This is a genomic window from Polyangiaceae bacterium, assembly GCA_015075635.1.
In the GTDB taxonomy this organism is placed as follows: Bacteria; Myxococcota_A; Polyangia; order Polyangiales; family Polyangiaceae; genus JADJKB01.
Window position 1 is genome coordinate 1,712,198 of record JABTUA010000002.1, and the last position, 17,455, is coordinate 1,729,652.

Here is a 17,455-nt window from a genome sequence, read left to right on the forward strand (position 1 = left end):
CTCGAGCCGGAGATCCTGGCCGCCGTCTTCCAGGACGGTGGTCGCGATCCGGAGCGCCTGACGCTGGTGCGCAAGGGCCGGCTGTTCGAGAGTCACAAGGGCGGCGAGGCGCTCGACGCCCTCGGCAGGCGCTGCTTCGTCTCCTGGCTCGAAGGCGCGGTGGACGGCGCAGCGTGCAACGCGGCGGCGGTGCTCGCGAGGCCCCCTGGCTTCGTCCTGAGCGGCTCGGGGGGAAGCGGGGGCAGCGGCGGCGCCGGAGGCACCGGCGCTTCGGGGGGCAGCGGCGGCAGCGGCGGCGCTCCGCTCGGCGGCAGCGGTGGCCTCGGGGGCAGCGGCGGCAGCGGCGGTACCGCCGGCGACGGCGGCACCGCCGGCTGCGGCGGCAGCAGCGCGCCTTGCATCGAGTTCTGGGAGGCGGACTACGTCGAGGGCTGCGCGCCCCCGAACCCCGCGCCCGCCGATCACTCCGCCTACAAGAGCAAGGGCTGCGAGGACTGCCACGGCGCGGCCGGTCCCGCGACCGCGTTCTTCATCGCCGGCATGATCTGGGAGTGGGGCGGCAAGAACCCGGCCCCCAAGATCGAGGTCGCCGTCCGCGATGGAACGGCCTTCGCCATCACCTGCACCGACCAGAACGGCTTCTTCTCCATCCCGGCCGCCGGCGCACCCAGCGTCAGCTGGCTCACCACGGAGACCCGTATGCGCGGCAGCCTGGGCGAGAAGATCATGCCCAGCGACAAGGAGCACAAGCCGACCTGCAACGAGTCCAAGTGCCACGGCGATCTCGAGCACCAGCTGTGGGCACCTTGATTCGTTCACCCGCGCGCCGGCCGTGCTATTGCACTCGTGCCCCGAGATGGTCGCCTTCGAGTCTCTGGTAAGACCGCTGCACTTCCTGCACTTCGTGGCAGGGATCACCAGTCTGGCTTCCTGCGTCCACCTGCTGCTGCGGCTGGTGCGGCGACGCCACGACCCGCGCGTCCGCACCCACGCCACGGTGCTGGGGCTCGCCTACCTGGCGACGTTCACCCTCGGTACGCTCATCTACCCGACCTTCCGCGTGCGCGTCCGCGCCGAGCTCCTGGACAAGACCTACCCTTGGGCCACGGGCCTGTTCGAGATCAAGGAGCACGCCGCGAGCATCGTGCTGATCCCGGTGCTCGCGATCTTCTTGCTGTCGCGCACGCTCGACCTGAAGCAGAAACCGGAGGCCCTGCTGGTCGGCGGGCTCGCGAGCGTGGTGCTCTTGGTGCTGTTCTACAACGCCTGCGTGGGCTGGTACCTGGGGACCATCCGGAGCGTGTGAGATGCGCCAGAAGGAGGCCCTGACCATCAGCCTGTGCGCGGCGATCGTGGTGACCTCCGCACTCTACGTGCTCGATCCGCGTGCCCCCATCTACTACCCGGTCGAGCGCGTGTGGCGCTGGGATCCGCTGCCCGGCGTGGCGATGCGCTGGTACGGACGCTCCCTGGTCGCCTTGGGCGGCGGGGCCCTCGCGCTCGCGGTCGCCCTCCCGCTCCTGCGGAAGCTCGGCGCGGGTTGGGACGCCGGGCCGCCGGCCTGGCTGTACCGGTTGCTCGCGGCGGTCACGCTGCTGGCCTTGGTCGGCGCGCTCGGCCACACCGTGGCTCACGAGTACGGCACCTGGATGGCGGGGCGGTAGCTGCTCGCGAGGGCCGAGCACTCGTATTACGCTGCGCGGCGATGAGGCACGTGTATCTCGTGGCGTTGGCCATCGGAGCTTGCCGGCCCTCGCAGGAGCGAGCGACGCCGGACGCCGCACCGTCCGCGCAAGCGGTCGCGACCGCCTCGGCCAGGGCGGCGCCCCCGTCGGAGGTCCCCGGCTCGCAGCCCGTCGCCCTCGCGATGCTCCCCGCCGCCGAGCCGCTCTGCGTGGACGACGGCTGGTGCTGGCAGAGCCCGCTGCCGCAAGGGAACAACCTGTACGGCGTGTGGGGCGAGGGCGAGCGCGCCTTCGCCGTGGGCAAAGCGGGGACCATCCTGGTCCACGACGGCAAGGCGTGGGCGTACCAGGAGAGCGGCACGCACAGGACGCTGAACGCCATCTCCGGCACCGGCCCGGACGACGTGTGGGCGGCGGGCGACGGAGGCACGGTGGTGCGCTTCGACGGCAAGCGCTGGCAGGCCGAGAAGACCGGCGCCGACTTCGGGCTCAACGGCATCTGGGCGCTCGACTCGAAGAACGTCTACGCCGTCGGCAAGGACGGGCTCGCACTGCGTTTCGACGGCAAGGAGTGGCAACGTCAGGAGACCGGCGCCGGGTTCGAGCTCAAGGGTGTCTGGGGTGCCGGGAACACCGTGATCGCCATCGGACGCAATGGCGCCGTGGTGCGTAACGACGGCAGCGGGTGGAAGAACGAGAGCATCTCGACCACGCCCTACCTGCGCGCGATCTGGGGCAGCTCCCTCGAGGACGTCTTCGCCGTGGGCACGCCCGGCGATCCCGTGTACCGCAACCAGGGACAGGGCTGGAAACCCATGGCCTCGGGCACCGTCGAGAGCCGCCGCGCGCTCTTCGGCAGCGGGGCGAAGCAAGTCTGGGCGGTCGGCGACGTCGGTCAGCTGACGCGCTTCGACGGCGAGCGCTGGACCGCAGAGGGCCGCTTGCCGGTCGGCGAGACCGGCGGGCTTTGGCACTCGCCAAAGAGTGAGGTCATCGTCGTCGGTCCGGCCGGCCGCACCTTCCACCTCCAGGGCGGCGCCTGGAAGGGCTACCCGAGCCCCACCTACGCGCGCCTGCTCGGTGTGTGGGGCTCCGGCCCGAAGAACGTTTGGGCGGTGGGCGAGAGGGGCACGCTGCTGCACTACGACGGGGCCGCGTGGAGCACGCGCCCGTCGGGCTCCACGGAGTACCTGGCCGCGGTCTCCGGCCGGGGCGACAAGGACGTGTTCGCCGTCGGCCTGCGCGGCACCGTCCTGCACTTCGACGGCAACGAGTGGAAGCGCCAGTCGAGCGGAGTGACCGAGGTCCTGGGCGGCGTCTGGTGCGGACCCAGCGCGACCGTGGCCGTGGGCCGCGGCGGCACGATCATCCGGTACGACGGCGGCGCCTGGAGACGCGAGCCGAGCGGGACGCAGGTCTTCCTGAACGCGGTCTGGGGCACCGGGGAGCAGCTCTTCGCCGTGGGTGAGGGCGGCACGGTGCTCCGCTTCGACGGCGCCGCGTGGAAACCCCAGGAGAGCGGCACCCGTGCCATCTTGACCGCGGTCTGGGGCAGCGGGCCGAAGGACGTCTTCGCCGTCGGTCACGACGGCACGGTGGTCCACTACGACGGGGCGCGCTGGAAGCCGATGACGGCAGGCCTCGGCGCCATCGCCGCGAAGAAGGAGATCTTCCACGGCGTCTGGGGCAGCGGGCCGAAGGACGTCTGGGCCGTCGCCGCCGGCGGCATCGTCATGCACTACGACGGCGCGACCTGGAAGACCTCGACCGAGCGCGGCGGCCTGGTGCTCACCGGAGTCTGGGGCAGCGCCGCCGACGAGGTGTTCGCGGTGGGCTGGGACGGGACGATCCTCCGGCGCGGGCGGGGGAAGCAGTAGAGGGCGTTCTAGAGCTCGAGCAGGTTCTGAAAGGGCTTGCGCGACTTCCACCGATACGTCCGAAAGTCACGCTGATCGGTCGACAGGATCCGTCCAGAGCCGAGCTCCTCGGCGAGGATCACGAGGGACGCGTCCGCGAGGTCCATGGGAAGCGAGCGGTACTTCTCCACCAGCTCCAGCGCGCGCGGCACATGATCGACCGACAGCGGGAAGATCTCGACCGCCTTTCGAGCGACGCCGTCCAGAAACGCCAGCTCCGCGTCGACGCCCAGCCGAGTCGCGAGCAGGTGACACGTCTCACCGACCACCAGCCAGGTCGTGATCAGCGGCTCGGAGAGGCTCGTGAGCGCGCGCTTGGCGGCCTGGTGATGCCGATCGCGGGAGTTTGCCAGCGCGAGCCAGAACCCCGTGTCGGCGATGATCATGTTGCTTTCCGCTTCAGAGTCTCCCCCTGCAAACGCTTGTAGCTCGCCGACAGATCCTCGGGCCCGGCCGCACACCCGATGAAGCCGCTCCGCTCCAGGATCGCCGCGGCCGCACTGGGAGCGCCGACCTCCTGGTACAGCTTCTCCAAGGCATCTCTGATTATCTCGGACGTGGTGAGACCCGTGCGGCGCTTGAGCAACGCGAGCTTCCTCGCCGTCGCGCGATCCAGTCGAGCGTTGATACGGGACTCCGTCATACGAGATGTATGACAGGCGCGGGACCGCACGTCAATCGGAAGGTACCAGCCGAGGGATGGTGCCCGAGGCCGCCTGCTTCAATCCAGCTTCTCGATCCCCTCGCGCACCGCCTTCACGCCCCAGCGGAAGGCCTCTTCGTTCAGCGGGATGAGCGCCGCTTTGCTCTTCAGGCTACGGCGCAGCACGGTGAGGAACGACTCCTCTTCGAGCAGCTTCGTGGCTTCTTGCAGCGCGCCCAGGGCGACCACGTTCTTGACCATGACGTTGCCCAGGCTCTGGGCGACGGCGGCGCAGGGCACCGCGATGACGCGCACGCCCTCGGCGACCTTGGGCTGGTGCGAGATCACGCTCGAGTCGTAGATCACGACGCCGCCGGGGCGCACGGTCTCGGAGAACTTGTCGAGGCTGGGCGCGTTGAAGGCGATGAGCACGTGGGGCGAAGGCGCTCCGGGCGAGAGCACCTCTTCCTTCGCGATGTGTACGTCGGCGTAGCTCGTGCCGCCGCGGGACTCGGGCCCGTAGCTCGGGATGTGGGTCGCGTCGAAGCCCTCGTTGATGGCCGCCTTGGTGACCAGGAGCGCCACGGTCTGCGCGCCGTCGCCGCCGGAGCCTGCGAGCTTGATCGAGACGTCCACCGGATCGAAGTGCTCCGGGAACTTCTTGCAGAACGTCGGCGGCGGCTCGCGCCCGGCGTCCACCACCTCGAGCAACTGCCCCGCGTCGAAGCTCGGTTTCTCGAGGGCGAACCAGGCCTCGCGGCTCGCGTCCTTCACCACGCCGAGCGGGTAGACCCGGGTGAGCACGTCACGCACGTGGGCCTCCGACTCCTGGCTGGTCATGCGCCAGTGGGTCGGACACTCCGAGAGGATCTCCACGAAGCCGAAGCCCTTACCCTCGACCTGGAGCTGGAGCGCCTTCTTGATCGCGACCTTCGCGCGCTTCCGCTGCTTCTGGTCGAACAGCGCGCAGCGCTCCACGTACATCGCGCCGTCGAGCTGGGCGATCACCTCGCTCACCTTCATGGGCGGCCCCTGCATCGGACCGCGACCCTCCGGCGTGGTGCTCGACCACTGACCCATCAGCGTGGTCGGCGCCATCTGGCCGCCGGTCATGCCGTAGATGGCGTTGTTGATGAACACCACGCTGATCGGGATGCCGAGCTGCGCCGCGTGCATGATCTCCGCCAGGCCGATGGAGGCCAGATCGCCGTCGCCCTGATAGGAGACGACGATGGAGCTCGGGTTCGCGAGCTTGTGGCCCAGGGCCACCGCCGGCGCGCGCCCGTGGGCGGCCTGGGTGTTGCCGGTGTCGAAGTAGTAGAACAGGAACACTGCGCAGCCGACCGGCGATACCATTACGGTGCGGTCCTGGACGCCCAGCTCGACCAGGGCCTCGGCCAGGTACTTGTGCGCCAGGCCGTGGCCACAGCCGGGGCAGTAGTGCGTGGTCGCGCCCTTCAGGCCCTTGCCGTGAGCGTGACGATCGAAGTGCTCGAAGAAGGCGGAGCCGGTGGTCATTGCACTACCTCCGTGAGGGGGCGAACGGTGTCGTAGACTTCCTTGGCTGCCGGCAGGATCCCGCCCATGTGGCGCAGGTGGTGGATGTCCACGCCGTGGATTCCAGCGTGCTGCATCGCCAGGCGCATCTCGTCTTCCAGCTGTCCGTCGCTGGCCTCGACCACCACCAGGCGGTCGACGTGGCCGAGCAGCTGCTTCAGGTCGTTTATCGGGAAGGGCCAGAGCGTGATGGGCTGGAACAGCCCGACTGGGCGCCCCTCGCGGCGCAAGCTCTCGACCGCCGCCTTCGACATGCGCGCCGGGGTGTTACAGGCGACGACCAGCGTGCGCGCGTCCTCGGTGCGGTAGCCCTTGGAGCGCTGCTCGTTCTTCTGCATCTCGCGGTACTTGGCGCTGATCTTCTCGTTGTGTTGCTCGAGGTCGTGCCAGTCCTGGAAGATGGAGCTGTTCAGGTTGCCTGCGTGCGCGGCGTCACCCCACACCGCCCAGTCGGGCAGCCCCGGCTCGACCATGTAGTCGGGCAAGGTCACCCGGCCCGTGATCTGACCCAGGAAGCCGTCGGCGGCGACGACCACCGGATTCCGGTACTTGAACGAGAGCTCGAAGGCCTCCAGGGTGAGATCGAGCATCTCCTGCGGCGAGGTCGGGGCCAGCACGATGGCGTGGGTGTTGCCATGACCGAGCCCCCGACAAGCGAGCTTGATGTCGGCCTGCTCCGGACCGATGTAACCGAGGCCCGGCCCCGGGCGCATCACGTTGATGAACACCGCCGGGAGCTCCGCGCCGATCATGTAGGAGATCCCCTCCAGCATCAGGCTGAAACCCGGGGAGCTGGTGAAGGTCATGGTCGGCAGGCCCGCACCGCCGCAGCCGTACATGTGGTTCACGGTGGCGACCTCGCTGCAGGCCTGGAGGAACACGCCGTGCAGCTTCGGCAGGAGCTTGGCGAGCAGCTCGGCCCCCTCGGTCGAGGGCGTGATGGGGTAGCCGAAGACGTGGCGGCAGCCGGCGAGCAGCGCCCCGACCGCCGCGGCGTGGTTGCCCTTCAGCACCATGGGCTCGACCTTGGGCAGGGCGATGCGCCGGGAGGGGACGCTCTCGGGCTTCGGCCGCGGGGCCTTCTCGCCGAACAGCTGGGCCGGGTGCTCCAGCTCGTACACCTCGTGGCCCAGGCCGTAGGGCTCCGGGCAGGCGCTGATGCACAGGCCGCAGTGGTTGCAGATCTCGTAGTCGATGTGGACCGGGATGAGGCCCGACGTCTGGTTGATGTCGGTCCCGAGCGCGATGGCATGCTTCGGGCACGCCTCGATGCAGCGCCCACACCCCTTGCACAGCTCGGAGGTGATGAGGACCTCGGGTCTTTCCTTGGCCATGGCAGCTCCCTTCGGAGCGGCTCCAATCGGCACACGCCCCGGGCTGGATCGTTGCTTCGAGCTTAGGCCTGGTGCTCCCTTCGGGCGTCCGCAAAAGTTGCTGTCTTCCGCCCAGCCCTCGACTGCTCCATGACTCCGGTCATGTCCGAAATCGACGAGGTGCTGAGCTTCTGGCTGGGCGGCGACGCCGATCCCGCGGGCGACGTCTCCGACGAGACCTTCGCCCGCTACTGGCGCAAAGACCCGAGCTTCGACGCCGAGCTCCGGGAGCGCTTCGGCGCGCTCGCGGAGCGGGCAGCGCGGGGCGAGCTCGACGCGTGGGCCGCCACGCCCCGCGGGCGGGTCGCGCTGGTCATCCTGCTCGATCAGCTCTCACGCAATTTGTACCGGGGCGACCCGAAGAGCTTCGCGCAAGACGACAAGGCGGCCGCGCTCGCCGTGGCTGGGCTCGACGCCGGCGAGCACCGCACGCTCCGGCCGATGCAGGCCTACTTCCTGATCATGCCGCTGATGCACGCCGAGGATCTCGGGCTGCAAGAGCGCTGCGTCGAGCTGTTCGACGAGCTCGCGCAGTTCGTGAGCGAGCCCGGGCTCCGGAAACGCTTCGAAGGCGGCGCCGACTTCGCGCGCCGCCACCGCGACATCGTGGCACGCTTCGGTCGCTTCCCGCACCGGAACGTGACGCTCAGCCGCGCGTCCACGCCGGAGGAGCTCGAGTTCCTGAAGCAGCCGGGATCGGGGTTCTGACCCGAGCTCACCCGCGCTAGGGGGTGTCCCTAATTCGCGCTCCGCTGGCGGCAGCAAGCGCCACGCGACGCTTCCGTTTGGTCGAAACGGCCGGCGCCGGCCCCGGCCGGTCTTCGCACTCACGCCTCATTGGCGGATCGAGATCTGATCATGACCAGACTGTCCAAGTGATTCCGGGGCTCGGCTGACCGCCGAGCGGCGCGAATCGAGCCGCTCGGTCGCACACCGAACTAGGGACACCCCCTAGCCCTTCTCTCCGGAGAACCAGCGCTCGAGGCGGCGCGCGACCGCGCCTTCGAGGCCGGACTTTCGCGCGTTGTTGCGGAACACGGTGATCATGCCGGCGAACGCCAGTCCCGCCGTCGGCTCCCCGTTCACGCGCACGCGACCGGCCATCCGCGCCGTGGACAGGTCGTCCTGCCCGGTCAGGAGCGCGAGCAAAGTCTCCGGCGAGAGCGTGATGCTGGCGCTGGGCGGGCGCGGAATGCCGGGTGAGAGGCGCACCTTGCCCTCGTGGATGTGCCAGCCGAAGTCGCCGCCGCGAGGGCCGGTGAGATCCAGGTGGATGTCGAGGCTCACGCGCCTCGCGTCGTCGGGCAGGTTCGGCGGCACCCGCCGGCCGAGGGTGTCCACCAGGCGGAAGTAGACCGCGAGTCGCCGGTCGAGCCGGCGTGGCGTCACGGCGTCGAAGTTGCGGAGCACCTCCGTCACCGTCGGACAGTGGGGCGACCAGCCGAGCTCGCGTTTCGCACGCTCGGACGACGCGGGCAAGTGAGCGTCCACCGCCTCGAACCAGGACGCGTCCGTGTTACTCAGCTTGCCGAGCAGCGGCGCCGCAACGGCGAACGCCCGCCGCGGCACGCGGATCAGCCGGAAGCCGGTGGCGCGGGCCAGCTCGCCGGGCGACTTCTGCTCGTCCGCCACCAGGTTGAAGGCGCCGCGGGCGTCGCCGAGGAGCGCCGTCATCGCGGCGTCGGCGACGTCCTCGTCCCACACCAGCGGCATCGGCGCCGGCGTGACCTCGACCAACACGCGCGAGACCAGCGAGCGGCCCAGATCGTGGGCGATGCGCCGGCCGACCAGGATACCCGGGCGCAGCCGCACGACGCGGAGCTCCGGGTGCGCGGGCTCGAGCTCGTCGAGGAAGGCCTCGACGTCGAACTTGTCGGCGGCGTAGGGCAGCTCCGTCCAGCGCACGCGCGGCGAGCTCTCCGTCAGCGGCCCGGTGCGGCCCGGCGGGTTGCCGTAAGCCGAGGCGGACGAGCTGTAGACGACCGTTCGGAGCCCGGCCTTCAGGGCGTGCTCGAACATGCGCCGGCTTCCCTCGACGTTGACCGCATACATCACCTCGCGCGGCGTCCGGCGAGCCACGACGAAGGCGAAGTGCATCAGAGCGTCGGCGCCCTCGAAGTGGCGGTCGAGGCCCGGATCGCGCAGGTCGGCGATCTTCCAGTCCAGCTTCGCGCTCGGGATGCTGGGCGGCACGAGATCCAGCGAGACGATGCGCTTCACCTTTCGGCTCTGCGCCAGGCGCGCGAGCACCAGCGAGCCGAGCTGGCCGGACCCACCCGTGACGACGACCTTCACGCTCGCACCCTATCAGCCTAAGGCATCGGGTGCGCTTCGAAGAAGTCCAGCATGGTGGTCGTGGCGCTGATGTCCGTGGAGGTCTTGCCCGCCGGGATCGCGATGCCGCCGGGCCAGGTGTGGCCGCCGCCGTCGATCTTGCAGTGCGCCGTCCCCACCCCGCCCTTGCAGTCCGGCCAGCTCACGCAGGTGGCGTCGCCGCTCGCGTAGAACTGTTGCTCGAAGGTCGAGCAGCCGTTCTTCTTGTGCCAGAATTCCATCGTCTCCGGCACCGAGCGGAACACCAGCCCGAGACCGAGCTGCGGCACCAGCGGCGTGCCGCCGTTGTAGGGCACCATGCCGTCGGATGTGCCGTGGAAGTCCAAGATCGGCACCGGGCGGTAGGGACTGCACTTGGCCGGGTCGACGCCGAGGACGCCGGCCACGGGAGCGACGGCGGCGATGCGGTCGCTAGCCTCGCAGGCCAGCCGGTGGGAGAAGAAGCCGCCGTTCGACATGCCGGTGGCGTAGATGCGCTTCTTGTCGATGCACCACTTGCCCTCGATCTCGTCGAGCAGTTCGCGAACGAACTTCACGTCGTCCACGCTGTCCGTCCACGCGGTGCCGCAGCAGGCGCCCGCGTTCCAGCTCGCCGCCACTCCCTCGGGATAGGCCACGATGAAGCCGCGCTGATCACTCTCCTGACTCATGCGCGTGAGCAGCGCCTGCTGCCAGCCCGCGGACATGAAGCCGTGGAAGTTCAGCACCAGCATCGCGGCCTTGCCCGGGTCGTATTTGTCCGGCACGTGCAGGAGCGAGGTGCGCGTGCGGCCCCCGCTCTGGATGCTGAGCGAGATGCCGCTGCCCTTGTCGCCGGTCTTGCCGCTGCACGTCGGCGCCGGGCTGCCCGCCTCCCCGGCGTCGAAGCCGGGGCTCGGTCCGGGACCCGCGTCGGGGCTCGGGTCCGCGTCGGGCCAGATCATGGCGTCGCTGCCCAGGAACACGTCCGCCGCGGCGTCGTTGCCGGCGCTGAAGCCCGTGTCTTCGGCGCTGTCCGAGCCGCAGGACGCCGCGAGCGCGACGCCCAGGCCAGCGAGGCCCGAGGCCAGCGAGAGCCGCACCATGGTCGAGGGATTGTAGCGCGCCTCGGCACGCGCGAAACGCGCTAACCTCGGCGCATGCGAGGCTGGCTAGGTGTGGGGCTGATCGCGCTCGTCGTGGCCTGCGGGTCCGACGACGGCGACGAGAAGAAAGGCACTGGCGGCGCTTCGAGCGGCGGCGGCGCGGGGTCGGGCGGCAGCTCGACCGGCGGCAGCGCCGGCTCCGGCGGCGCTTCGAGCGGCGGCAGCGCCGGCTCGGGAGGCACTTCGAGCGGCGGCGCGTCCGGCGGCGGCGGCGCGAGCGGCGGCGGCGGCAGCGGCGGTGCGTTCCCTGCCCCGGTGGCCGACGACTGCATCAAGGACGTGACGGCCAAGCCCGACCACGTCTTCGACTGCAGCGGGCTGAAGTGGAACATGTCCGTCCCGCCCGCCTGCCTGACCAAGGCCTGCGGGCTCATCTTCGACGTCCACGGCTTCTCGATGAGCGGGAAGATGGAGGACGCCAACACCAACCTGGTGGCGCTCGGCGCGCAGAACGGCTTCATCGTCGTGAACCCCAACGCCGACCCCGCCCCGCCGCTCTCCGGCTGGGTGGCCGCGGACGACGACCCGAAGGTGTTCGACTTCATGCAGCGCACCATCAAGGCCTTCCACGTGGACGCGAAGCGCGTGCACTTCACCGGCTTCTCCCAGGGGGGCGACATGACCTGGCGCTTCATCTGCGATCACTCCGACGTGATCGCCAGCGCCGCTCCCGCCGCCTTCGGTCAGTCCGCGCAGGAGGGCTGCTTCTCGAAGGGCAAGGCGCCGACCCGCGAGATGCCCATGCTCTACATGCACGGCACCAAGGACGCGCTGGTCGCGTTTTCGACCGCGCAGGCCTCACGCGACGCCGTGATCCAGGTGCTCGGGATGACCAAGGGCACGCCGGTCTCCTCGGACGCGATGCACCTCTGGGACCGCTACACCAACGCCAAGGGCACGGTGTTCGAAATGCTCCAGCACGACTACACCGGAGCCACGCTGATCCAGGGTCACTGCTACCCCGGCAGCACCGACCCGAGCGGCCAGCCCGGCCAGGTCTTCTCGTTCAAGTGCAACCAGAGCTCGCCCTTCAAGTGGGGCGAGGCGGTGATGAAGTTCTTCCTCGACCACCCGATGCCGTGATGCGGGCGCTCGTCCTCGCGCTCGTGGCGTTCGCGTGCGGCACGCCGCCGCCGCCCAGCGCGCCCAACCCGCCCCCGGCCTCGCCGGTCCCCCAGCCCAGCGCCGTCGAACCCACTCCGGTGTTCGACGCGGGCTCGGATCGGGCGCCGCCCGCGCCCACGGTGCCGCCGGCCTCCGAGCTGCTCCGCGACGGGTTCGAGCAGCGCTTCGCAGAGCGGGCCTTGCCCCGAGCCGATCGCGGCAACGCGCCGCCGCGCCCGGTCGTCGCCCAGGAGCCCGGCCGGGCTCGCTTCATCCACGACGAGTCCGGCCTGCGCCTGCTGGTGGGATCTTCATTTACTTTCAGGGGAGACCAGCGCCTCGCCACCGGTACCATCCCGACATGAAACGGGCTTGGGTCGTGTTTCCGGCGGTTTCGTTGCTGGCGGCGGCTTGCGCGAGCGAGGGCTCCGGAGGCGCGGGCGGCGGTGGAGCCGCCGGCGCAGGCACGGGCGGGTCGGGCGCGCTCGGCGGCGCGGCGAGCGGCGGCGGCGGCAGCGGGGGTACGAGCGCCGGAGGCACGAGCAACGGAGGCAGCGGAGCGCTCGGCGGCTCGGGCGGCGCCGGCGGCGCGGCGGGCAGCGTGACCGGCGGCGCGGCGGGCGCGGGCGGCGCGGACGCCGCCGCAGGCTCGGGCGGCGCGACGGGCGGCGCAGCAGGCGCAGCGACGGGCGGCGCGCCAGGCGACGCCGGCAGCGACGCCGCCGCGGTCGACGCAGGGGCGGACGCCGGCGACGCCGCGCTGCCGATCTGCGTCGGCTGCACCGAGCTCGCGAACGGACAAGGGATCGTCACCGACCTCGCGCTCGACGCGACGACGGTGTTCTTCGTCTCGGGAAACCCGGCCGGCGTGCGCTCGGTGCCCAAAGCGGGCGGCAGCGTGACCACGCTCGTGCACGGCGACTCGCCCTCGCGCCTCGTGCTCGATGCGACCAGCGTCTACTACCTCGCCAACTCGCCGCCGAGCGTCGTCAAAGTGAACAAAGACGGCACCGGCAAGCAGACGCTGTCGACCACGGGCGGGACCTCGATCGCGGTGAGCTCCACCTGGCTCGTCTGGGTGATCGGCACGAGCGTCACGCGCGCCAACAAGGACGGAACTAGTCCGACCTCGATCTACGGACCTGGGACCGCCGGCTCGCCGATGGTGGCGGACGAGTTCAACCTGTTCTTCTCCGAGAAGATCGCGCTCAAGAAGGGCAGTTACGGCGGGGGGTTCCCCCAGACAATCGCGGTTGCGTCGAGCGTGGGCGACATCGCCGTCGACGCGGATTCGGTGGTCTGGACGACATCCACGATGGTGCACATCGCCGACAAGTCGTCGCTCAAGCTGGGCTCACCGGTCGCGAGCGGCTTGCTCGCCGCCGACGGCGTCGCCGTCGACGCTGCCGGCGTGTATTGGAGCAGCTACGCCGGCGTGCAGTCGGCGACGAAGACCGGCACGAACAAGACGACCATCGCCACCGGCCAAGGCGGAGTGAAGGCCATCGCCACGGACTCCACGCACGTCTACTGGGCCAGCATGAACAACGGCACGATCATGAAAGCAACCAAGTAGGTGAACACCGGGCGCACGACCGGGCGAAACCTTCGGTGTTGATACGCGCGCGCCGCGCCAGGGCGAGCTTTCCGATGCTCTGTGCGGGCAACCGTCAGGGGAAGCAGCAGCGGAAGCCGACGTCGTCGAGCTTGGCGTCGCGCTTGAGCGAGCGGTCGGCCTTGCACTCCAGTGCCGCGCTGCCGTCGGGGTAGGAGCCGCCGCGCACGCGGCAGTCGTCGCCAGTCCCGGTGGTCCCGTTGCAGGAGTCTTCCCACTCGGCGACGTTGCCGCTCATGTCGTAGAGGCCGGGCGCCGCGCCCAGGCAGTTGTTGGCACTTCGGTTCACGTCTTGAGGTCCGACTCCGGCGTCGGGGAAGGCATAGCCTTGACCCACGCAGTTCCCCGCGACGAAGGCGCTCCCGTACGGATAGGTGTTCACGCCAGCCGTGCAGGCGTTCATCCACTGACTTTGCGCAGCGCTCGCGAAATCACCGTAAGCAACTGCCCCGCCGTTCTGCTTCCCGCAGAGTCGCTTGCCGGCCCACTGGCAGTACGCCCAGGCGTCACACCAATCCACGTTGCGAACCGGCTTCTTCTTGTTGAAGCTGGACGCGGGCCAGTTGCTGGTCGGCGTGTAGCTCGTGTTCCAGCTGCAAGCCGGCAAGTTGAAGGTCGGCCCCGCCTGCCAGAAGGTCTCGTACTGCTCGTAGGATACCTCCAGCTGGTCGATGCAGTAGGAACCTCCTCCGGTAGCAGCGACCAGCGCCATTCCCGCCGGACACTTGCACTGACTCGTGGTGCACACGTTGCTGCCGCAGTCGGCCGCTGCCTTGCACGACTGACCCAGGCTGCACTTCGACGGGCACGTGCCGCCGCAGTCCTTGTCTCCCTCGTTCCCGTTCTTCACGTTGTCAGAGCAGTTTGGAACCTGACAGGTCTTCGGTGCGCCCGCGCAGACGCCGCTCGCGCAGTCCGTCCCCGAGTTGCACGTCTTGGTGTCCGCGCAGAGCGGGCAGTTGGCGCCACCGCAGTCGGTGTCGGACTCCGCTCCGTTCTTGATGCCGTCCGTGCACAGCGGCGGGTCGCAGATCTTGTTCGTGCTGTTGCACTTCTTGCTGGCGCAGTCCGTGGCGACCGCGCAGACCTTACCCGTGTCGCACCCGGCGCAGTCCTTGCCGCCACAATCCACGTCGGTCTCGTCCGCGTCCTTCTGGGTGTTCGAACAATGCGGGGGCAGGCTCGCCTCGCCGTCGCCAGCGTCGCCGGGAGAGTCGCTGCCCACATCTGTCGGGGAGTCCACGCTCTGGTCGGTGCCGGCGTCGCTGGTCCCGCCGGTCCCTCCGGTCGTGCCGCCGGTTCCGCCAGCGCCCCCTGTCGTTCCGCCGCTGCCGCCGCTGCCGCCGCTGCCGCCGCTGCCGCCGCCGCTCGAGGCGTCCCCTCCGCCCGTAGCGCCGGTTCCGTGGGGGATGTTCCCGGGCCGGTCGTCTCCGCCGCAGGACACCGCCAGATACGAGACGACTCCGAGGGCCGAAAGGCTCCGAACCAGCACGCGCAAGTTGGCCATGTGAAGCACTCCCTAGTCTTTCCAGACTACCCCAGCGCGCGATGGTAAGCGATACCCTCGGAGGCCACGTGGAACTCACGCACCACTACGCCCGAGTGAACGGCGTCCGGCTCCACTGGGTGGAGGCCGGCTCGGGACCGCCCGTCATCCTGCTGCACGGCTTCCCGGAGACGCACCGTTCGTGGGACCTCCAGCTCCCCTTCTTGGTCGCGCGCGGCTACCGGGTGATCGCTCCGGACCTCCGCGGCTACGGCGAGAGCGCGCGCCCGGCCGGCGGGTACGACCTCGACACGCTGGTCGCCGACGTGGTCGCGTTGTGCCGCCACGTGAGCAACGGACGGGTGCGCCTCGTCGGCCACGACTGGGGCGGCGCCATCACCTGGCTGGTCGCGTCGCGACACCCGGACCTGCTCGAGCGGGTGGTCGTCATCGACTGCGCCCACCCGATCTTGATGGAGCGCGCGCTTCGCTCGAACCCGCGGCAGCTCGCGAAGAGCTGGTACATGTTCTTCTTCCAGCTGCCGCTGGTCCCCGAGCTCTGGCTCTCGTCCCGCGGCGCCAAGAACCTGGCGGGGATGTTCCGCGGCACCCCCGGCGCCGAGCGTGCGCCGCGCGAAGTGGTGAACGCCTCGCGGGCAGCGGTCGGACGCATCTCTTCCCTCGGGCCGCCGCTCGCCTACTACCGGAGCGCGCTCCGCGGCGCGGCGCGCGCGCTCTGGCGCGGCGAACGCCACGAGCTGCCGCGCATCGACGTTCCTGTGACGCTGCTCTGGGGCGAGCACGACGCTTGCTTCGTGCTCGAGCTGGCGGAGGCGCACCGTCGCCTCGCTCCAGAGCTCTCGCTGCACATCCTGCGCGGTGCCGGACACTTCGCGCATCAAGAAGTGCCCGAGCAGGTCGACGCGCTCCTCGCCGAAGCGCTCGGCGACCCAGCGCCCGGCGTTGCGGCTCGCTCGCGAGGGTGATACTTCCCGTGGACATGCGGTCTTCCATCGTGGTTGGGATGCTGTTGGTCGGGGCCTTGCTCGCGTGCAAGAGCAAGTCGAGCGGGACCATCACCGTGAACGGCGCGCCCTTCGAGGTCGACACCTGCCGCTCGGGCCAGGCCAACATGCCTCAGTTCAGCGGCGTCGATTTCCTCGACGGCGGCGGGCGCCGCGTGCGCTTCCTCCAGCAGCCGAACGGCAAAGTGCAGGTCTACTTCTTCCCCGCCGGCGCCAGCTACACCGACATGCTGGGCGAAGGCTGCGGCAACATGACGATGGAAATGCAGAACAGCGAAGTGAACGGGGTCAAGAACATCAAGGGCACCGTGAGCGCGAACTGCACGGGGGGCGGCAACACGGTCGTGGCCTCGATGACCTTCGAGAACTGCCACTGAGCCATGAAGCTCGAAGAACACTACGAGCTCTACCGCCAGACCTGCCTGCGCTTCGCGAAGGAGAAGATCGCGCCCTTCGTCGCCGATTGGGAGGAGGCGGAGCTGTTCCCGCGGGAGCTCTACCGCGAGGCGGCGGAGGCCGGCGTGCTCGGCGCGGCCTACCCGGCGGAGTACGGCGGCGGCGGCGGCGACATGCTGCACGGGCTGATCGGCCTGGAGTCCCTGCTCACCGGCGGTTCGAGCGGCATCGTCGCCGGGCTCGGCAGCCTGGGCATCGCGCTGCCGCCGATCCTGGTGCTCGGCACGGAGGAGCAGAAGCAGCGGTTCTGCCCGCCGGTGCTCGCCGGGGAAAAGATCGCGGCCCTGGCCATCACCGAGCCCGGCACCGGCAGCGACGTGGCCGGCATCTCCACCCGCGCCGTGCGCGACGGCAAGGACTACGTCTTGAACGGCGCCAAGCTGTTCATCACCAGCGGCGTGCGCGCCGACTACGTGAGTGTCTTGGCCCGCACCGGCCCCGACAAACACGGCGGGCTCACCTTCTTCGTGGTCGAGAAGGGCATGCCCGGCTTCACGGTCTCGCGCGCCCTGAAGAAGACCGGCTGGCGCGCCAGCGACACGGCGGAGCTGTCCTTCGACGACGTGCGGGTACCCGAGGAGAACCGCATCGGCGAGGAAGGCTCGGGCTTCCAGGCGCTGATGCGCAACTTCCAGCACGAGCGCCTGGCCCTGGCCTTCTACGGCCACGCCACCGCCGCCATCGCCTTGGAAGACGCCCTGGCCTACGCCAAGGAGCGCCAGGCCTTCGGCCGCCCGCTGGTCGGCTTCCAGGTCACGCGGCACAAGCTCGCGCGCATGGCGACCGAGGTCGAAGCGGCGCGGACCCTGAACTACAGCTGCGCGCTGCGCGTAAGGGACGGCGAGTACCTGGTCAAAGAGGTCAGCATGGCCAAGAACTTCTCCGCCGACGTCGCCCAACGCGTCTGCTACGAGGCCGTGCAGATCCTGGGTGGCATGGGCTTCATGCGCGAGACGCGGGTCGAGCGCCTGAGCCGCGACGCGCGCCTCTTGCCCATCGGCGGCGGCACCAGCGAGATCATGAACGAGATCATCGCGAAGGGGCTGGGGCTCTGACCGGTCTCGACAGGCTGGGCGAGACGCAGGGCGCGAGCGACCACGGCCGAAGTCCGAGGCCAGGGCCCACGTGCGCTCTCGC

General features: G+C 70.0%; 17 protein-coding genes and 1 pseudogene. 11 read left to right on the forward strand and 7 right to left on the reverse strand.

Going from position 1 to position 17,455, the window contains the following annotated elements:
- Positions 1–159: 159 nt before the first annotated feature.
- The 4 genes and pseudogenes from HS104_23960 to HS104_23975 all read left to right on the forward strand — a co-directional run bounded on the left by HS104_23960 (position 160) and on the right by HS104_23975 (position 3,562).
- Positions 160–345: pseudogene (locus HS104_23960) on the forward strand (hypothetical protein).
- A gap of 487 nt (positions 346–832) precedes the next feature.
- Complete coding sequence (locus HS104_23965) at positions 833–1,306, forward strand: hypothetical protein (GenBank protein MBE7483017.1); 474 nt, start codon at positions 833–835, stop codon at positions 1,304–1,306.
- 1 nt (position 1,307) lies between these two features.
- Positions 1,308–1,664 carry a hypothetical protein gene (locus HS104_23970; GenBank protein ID MBE7483018.1) on the forward strand — a complete coding sequence of 119 codons (357 nt, stop codon included), beginning with the start codon at positions 1,308–1,310 and terminating at the stop codon, positions 1,662–1,664.
- 41 nt (positions 1,665–1,705) lie between these two features.
- Positions 1,706–3,562 (forward strand): glucosyltransferase-I, encoded by a 1,857-nt coding sequence (locus HS104_23975; protein ID MBE7483019.1) that lies wholly within the window; start codon positions 1,706–1,708, stop codon positions 3,560–3,562.
- Positions 3,563–3,570: 8 nt separating this feature from the next.
- Here the strand turns inward: HS104_23975 and HS104_23980 are convergent, their stop codons facing one another.
- The 4 genes from HS104_23980 to HS104_23995 form a co-directional block, all read right to left on the reverse strand.
- A complete protein-coding gene (locus HS104_23980; GenBank protein MBE7483020.1) occupies positions 3,571–3,987 on the reverse strand; it encodes a PIN domain-containing protein in 417 nt (138 codons plus the stop codon).
- Entirely contained in the window at positions 3,984–4,244 is a 261-nt protein-coding gene (locus tag HS104_23985; protein MBE7483021.1) for a CopG family transcriptional regulator, read from the reverse strand. Before HS104_23985 ends, HS104_23980 begins: the two co-directional genes overlap by 4 nt.
- 78 nt (positions 4,245–4,322) lie before the next feature.
- The gene (locus HS104_23990) at positions 4,323–5,762 is read right to left on the reverse strand and encodes a 2-oxoacid:acceptor oxidoreductase family protein (GenBank protein MBE7483022.1); all 1,440 of its coding nucleotides are present in this window, start codon (positions 5,760–5,762) and stop codon (positions 4,323–4,325) included.
- Positions 5,759–7,135 (reverse strand): 4Fe-4S binding protein, encoded by a 1,377-nt coding sequence (locus tag HS104_23995; GenBank protein ID MBE7483023.1) that lies wholly within the window; start codon positions 7,133–7,135, stop codon positions 5,759–5,761. The genes HS104_23990 and HS104_23995 overlap by 4 nt, the downstream gene beginning before the upstream one ends.
- A gap of 129 nt (positions 7,136–7,264) precedes the next feature.
- Between HS104_23995 and HS104_24000 the strand changes: the two genes are divergently transcribed.
- Positions 7,265–7,882: a DUF924 domain-containing protein gene (locus HS104_24000; protein ID MBE7483024.1), complete on the forward strand. Its 618-nt coding sequence runs from the start codon at positions 7,265–7,267 to the stop codon at positions 7,880–7,882.
- A 243-nt stretch (positions 7,883–8,125) separates the two neighbouring features.
- On the opposite strand, the gene HS104_24005 is transcribed toward HS104_24000, so the two are convergent.
- Both HS104_24005 and HS104_24010 read right to left on the reverse strand, forming a co-directional pair.
- A complete protein-coding gene (locus tag HS104_24005) occupies positions 8,126–9,469 on the reverse strand; it encodes an NAD-dependent epimerase/dehydratase family protein (GenBank protein ID MBE7483025.1) in 1,344 nt (447 codons plus the stop codon).
- Between the two features lie 17 nt (positions 9,470–9,486).
- On the reverse strand, positions 9,487–10,293 hold the full coding sequence (locus tag HS104_24010) for a hydrolase (protein ID MBE7483026.1): 807 nt from the start codon (positions 10,291–10,293) through the stop codon (positions 9,487–9,489).
- 333 nt (positions 10,294–10,626) lie between these two features.
- Between HS104_24010 and HS104_24015 the strand changes: the two genes are divergently transcribed.
- The 3 genes from HS104_24015 to HS104_24025 are packed head-to-tail and all read left to right on the forward strand — an operon-like array spanning position 10,627 to position 13,312.
- Positions 10,627–11,715, forward strand: a complete 1,089-nt coding sequence (locus HS104_24015) for a hypothetical protein (protein MBE7483027.1) — start codon at positions 10,627–10,629, stop codon at positions 11,713–11,715.
- Positions 11,715–12,101, forward strand: coding sequence for a hypothetical protein (locus HS104_24020; GenBank protein MBE7483028.1), 387 nt, complete (start codon positions 11,715–11,717; stop codon positions 12,099–12,101). Before HS104_24015 ends, HS104_24020 begins: the two co-directional genes overlap by 1 nt.
- Complete coding sequence (locus HS104_24025) at positions 12,098–13,312, forward strand: hypothetical protein (protein ID MBE7483029.1); 1,215 nt, start codon at positions 12,098–12,100, stop codon at positions 13,310–13,312. The genes HS104_24020 and HS104_24025 overlap by 4 nt, the downstream gene beginning before the upstream one ends.
- A 94-nt stretch (positions 13,313–13,406) precedes the next feature.
- On the opposite strand, the gene HS104_24030 is transcribed toward HS104_24025, so the two are convergent.
- The gene (locus HS104_24030; GenBank protein MBE7483030.1) at positions 13,407–14,858 is read right to left on the reverse strand and encodes an SUMF1/EgtB/PvdO family nonheme iron enzyme; all 1,452 of its coding nucleotides are present in this window, start codon (positions 14,856–14,858) and stop codon (positions 13,407–13,409) included.
- A 68-nt stretch (positions 14,859–14,926) separates the two neighbouring features.
- On the opposite strand from HS104_24030, the gene HS104_24035 reads away from it, so the two are divergent.
- Genes HS104_24035 through HS104_24045 form a run of 3 tightly spaced genes read left to right on the forward strand, consistent with a single transcriptional unit; the run spans position 14,927 to position 17,373 of the window.
- Positions 14,927–15,823 carry an alpha/beta hydrolase gene (locus HS104_24035; GenBank protein ID MBE7483031.1) on the forward strand — a complete coding sequence of 299 codons (897 nt, stop codon included), beginning with the start codon at positions 14,927–14,929 and terminating at the stop codon, positions 15,821–15,823.
- 14 nt (positions 15,824–15,837) lie between these two features.
- Positions 15,838–16,239, forward strand: coding sequence for a hypothetical protein (locus tag HS104_24040; GenBank protein ID MBE7483032.1), 402 nt, complete (start codon positions 15,838–15,840; stop codon positions 16,237–16,239).
- A gap of 3 nt (positions 16,240–16,242) precedes the next feature.
- Positions 16,243–17,373 carry an acyl-CoA dehydrogenase family protein gene (locus HS104_24045; GenBank protein MBE7483033.1) on the forward strand — a complete coding sequence of 377 codons (1,131 nt, stop codon included), beginning with the start codon at positions 16,243–16,245 and terminating at the stop codon, positions 17,371–17,373.
- The last annotated feature ends 82 nt before the right edge of the window (positions 17,374–17,455 follow it).

What these genes read in the sequence shown, in the direction of transcription:
- HS104_24020 (MBE7483028.1), top strand. Translation starts at nt 11,715, where the DNA reads ATGCGGGCGCTCGTCCTCGCGCTCGTGGCGTTCGCGTGCGGCACGCCG.
- HS104_24045 (MBE7483033.1), top strand. Translation starts at nt 16,243, where the DNA reads ATGAAGCTCGAAGAACACTACGAGCTCTACCGCCAGACCTGCCTGCGC.
- HS104_23975 (MBE7483019.1), top strand. Translation starts at nt 1,706, where the DNA reads ATGAGGCACGTGTATCTCGTGGCGTTGGCCATCGGAGCTTGCCGGCCC.
- HS104_24040 (MBE7483032.1), top strand. Translation starts at nt 15,838, where the DNA reads ATGCGGTCTTCCATCGTGGTTGGGATGCTGTTGGTCGGGGCCTTGCTC.
- HS104_24025 (MBE7483029.1), top strand. Translation starts at nt 12,098, where the DNA reads ATGAAACGGGCTTGGGTCGTGTTTCCGGCGGTTTCGTTGCTGGCGGCG.
- HS104_23985 (MBE7483021.1), bottom strand. Translation starts at nt 4,244, where the DNA reads ATGACGGAGTCCCGTATCAACGCTCGACTGGATCGCGCGACGGCGAGG.
- HS104_23970 (MBE7483018.1), top strand. Translation starts at nt 1,308, where the DNA reads ATGCGCCAGAAGGAGGCCCTGACCATCAGCCTGTGCGCGGCGATCGTG.
- HS104_23995 (MBE7483023.1), bottom strand. Translation starts at nt 7,135, where the DNA reads ATGGCCAAGGAAAGACCCGAGGTCCTCATCACCTCCGAGCTGTGCAAG.
- HS104_24015 (MBE7483027.1), top strand. Translation starts at nt 10,627, where the DNA reads ATGCGAGGCTGGCTAGGTGTGGGGCTGATCGCGCTCGTCGTGGCCTGC.
- HS104_23990 (MBE7483022.1), bottom strand. Translation starts at nt 5,762, where the DNA reads ATGACCACCGGCTCCGCCTTCTTCGAGCACTTCGATCGTCACGCTCAC.
- HS104_23980 (MBE7483020.1), bottom strand. Translation starts at nt 3,987, where the DNA reads ATGATCATCGCCGACACGGGGTTCTGGCTCGCGCTGGCAAACTCCCGC.
- HS104_24030 (MBE7483030.1), bottom strand. Translation starts at nt 14,858, where the DNA reads ATGGCCAACTTGCGCGTGCTGGTTCGGAGCCTTTCGGCCCTCGGAGTC.
- HS104_24000 (MBE7483024.1), top strand. Translation starts at nt 7,265, where the DNA reads ATGACTCCGGTCATGTCCGAAATCGACGAGGTGCTGAGCTTCTGGCTG.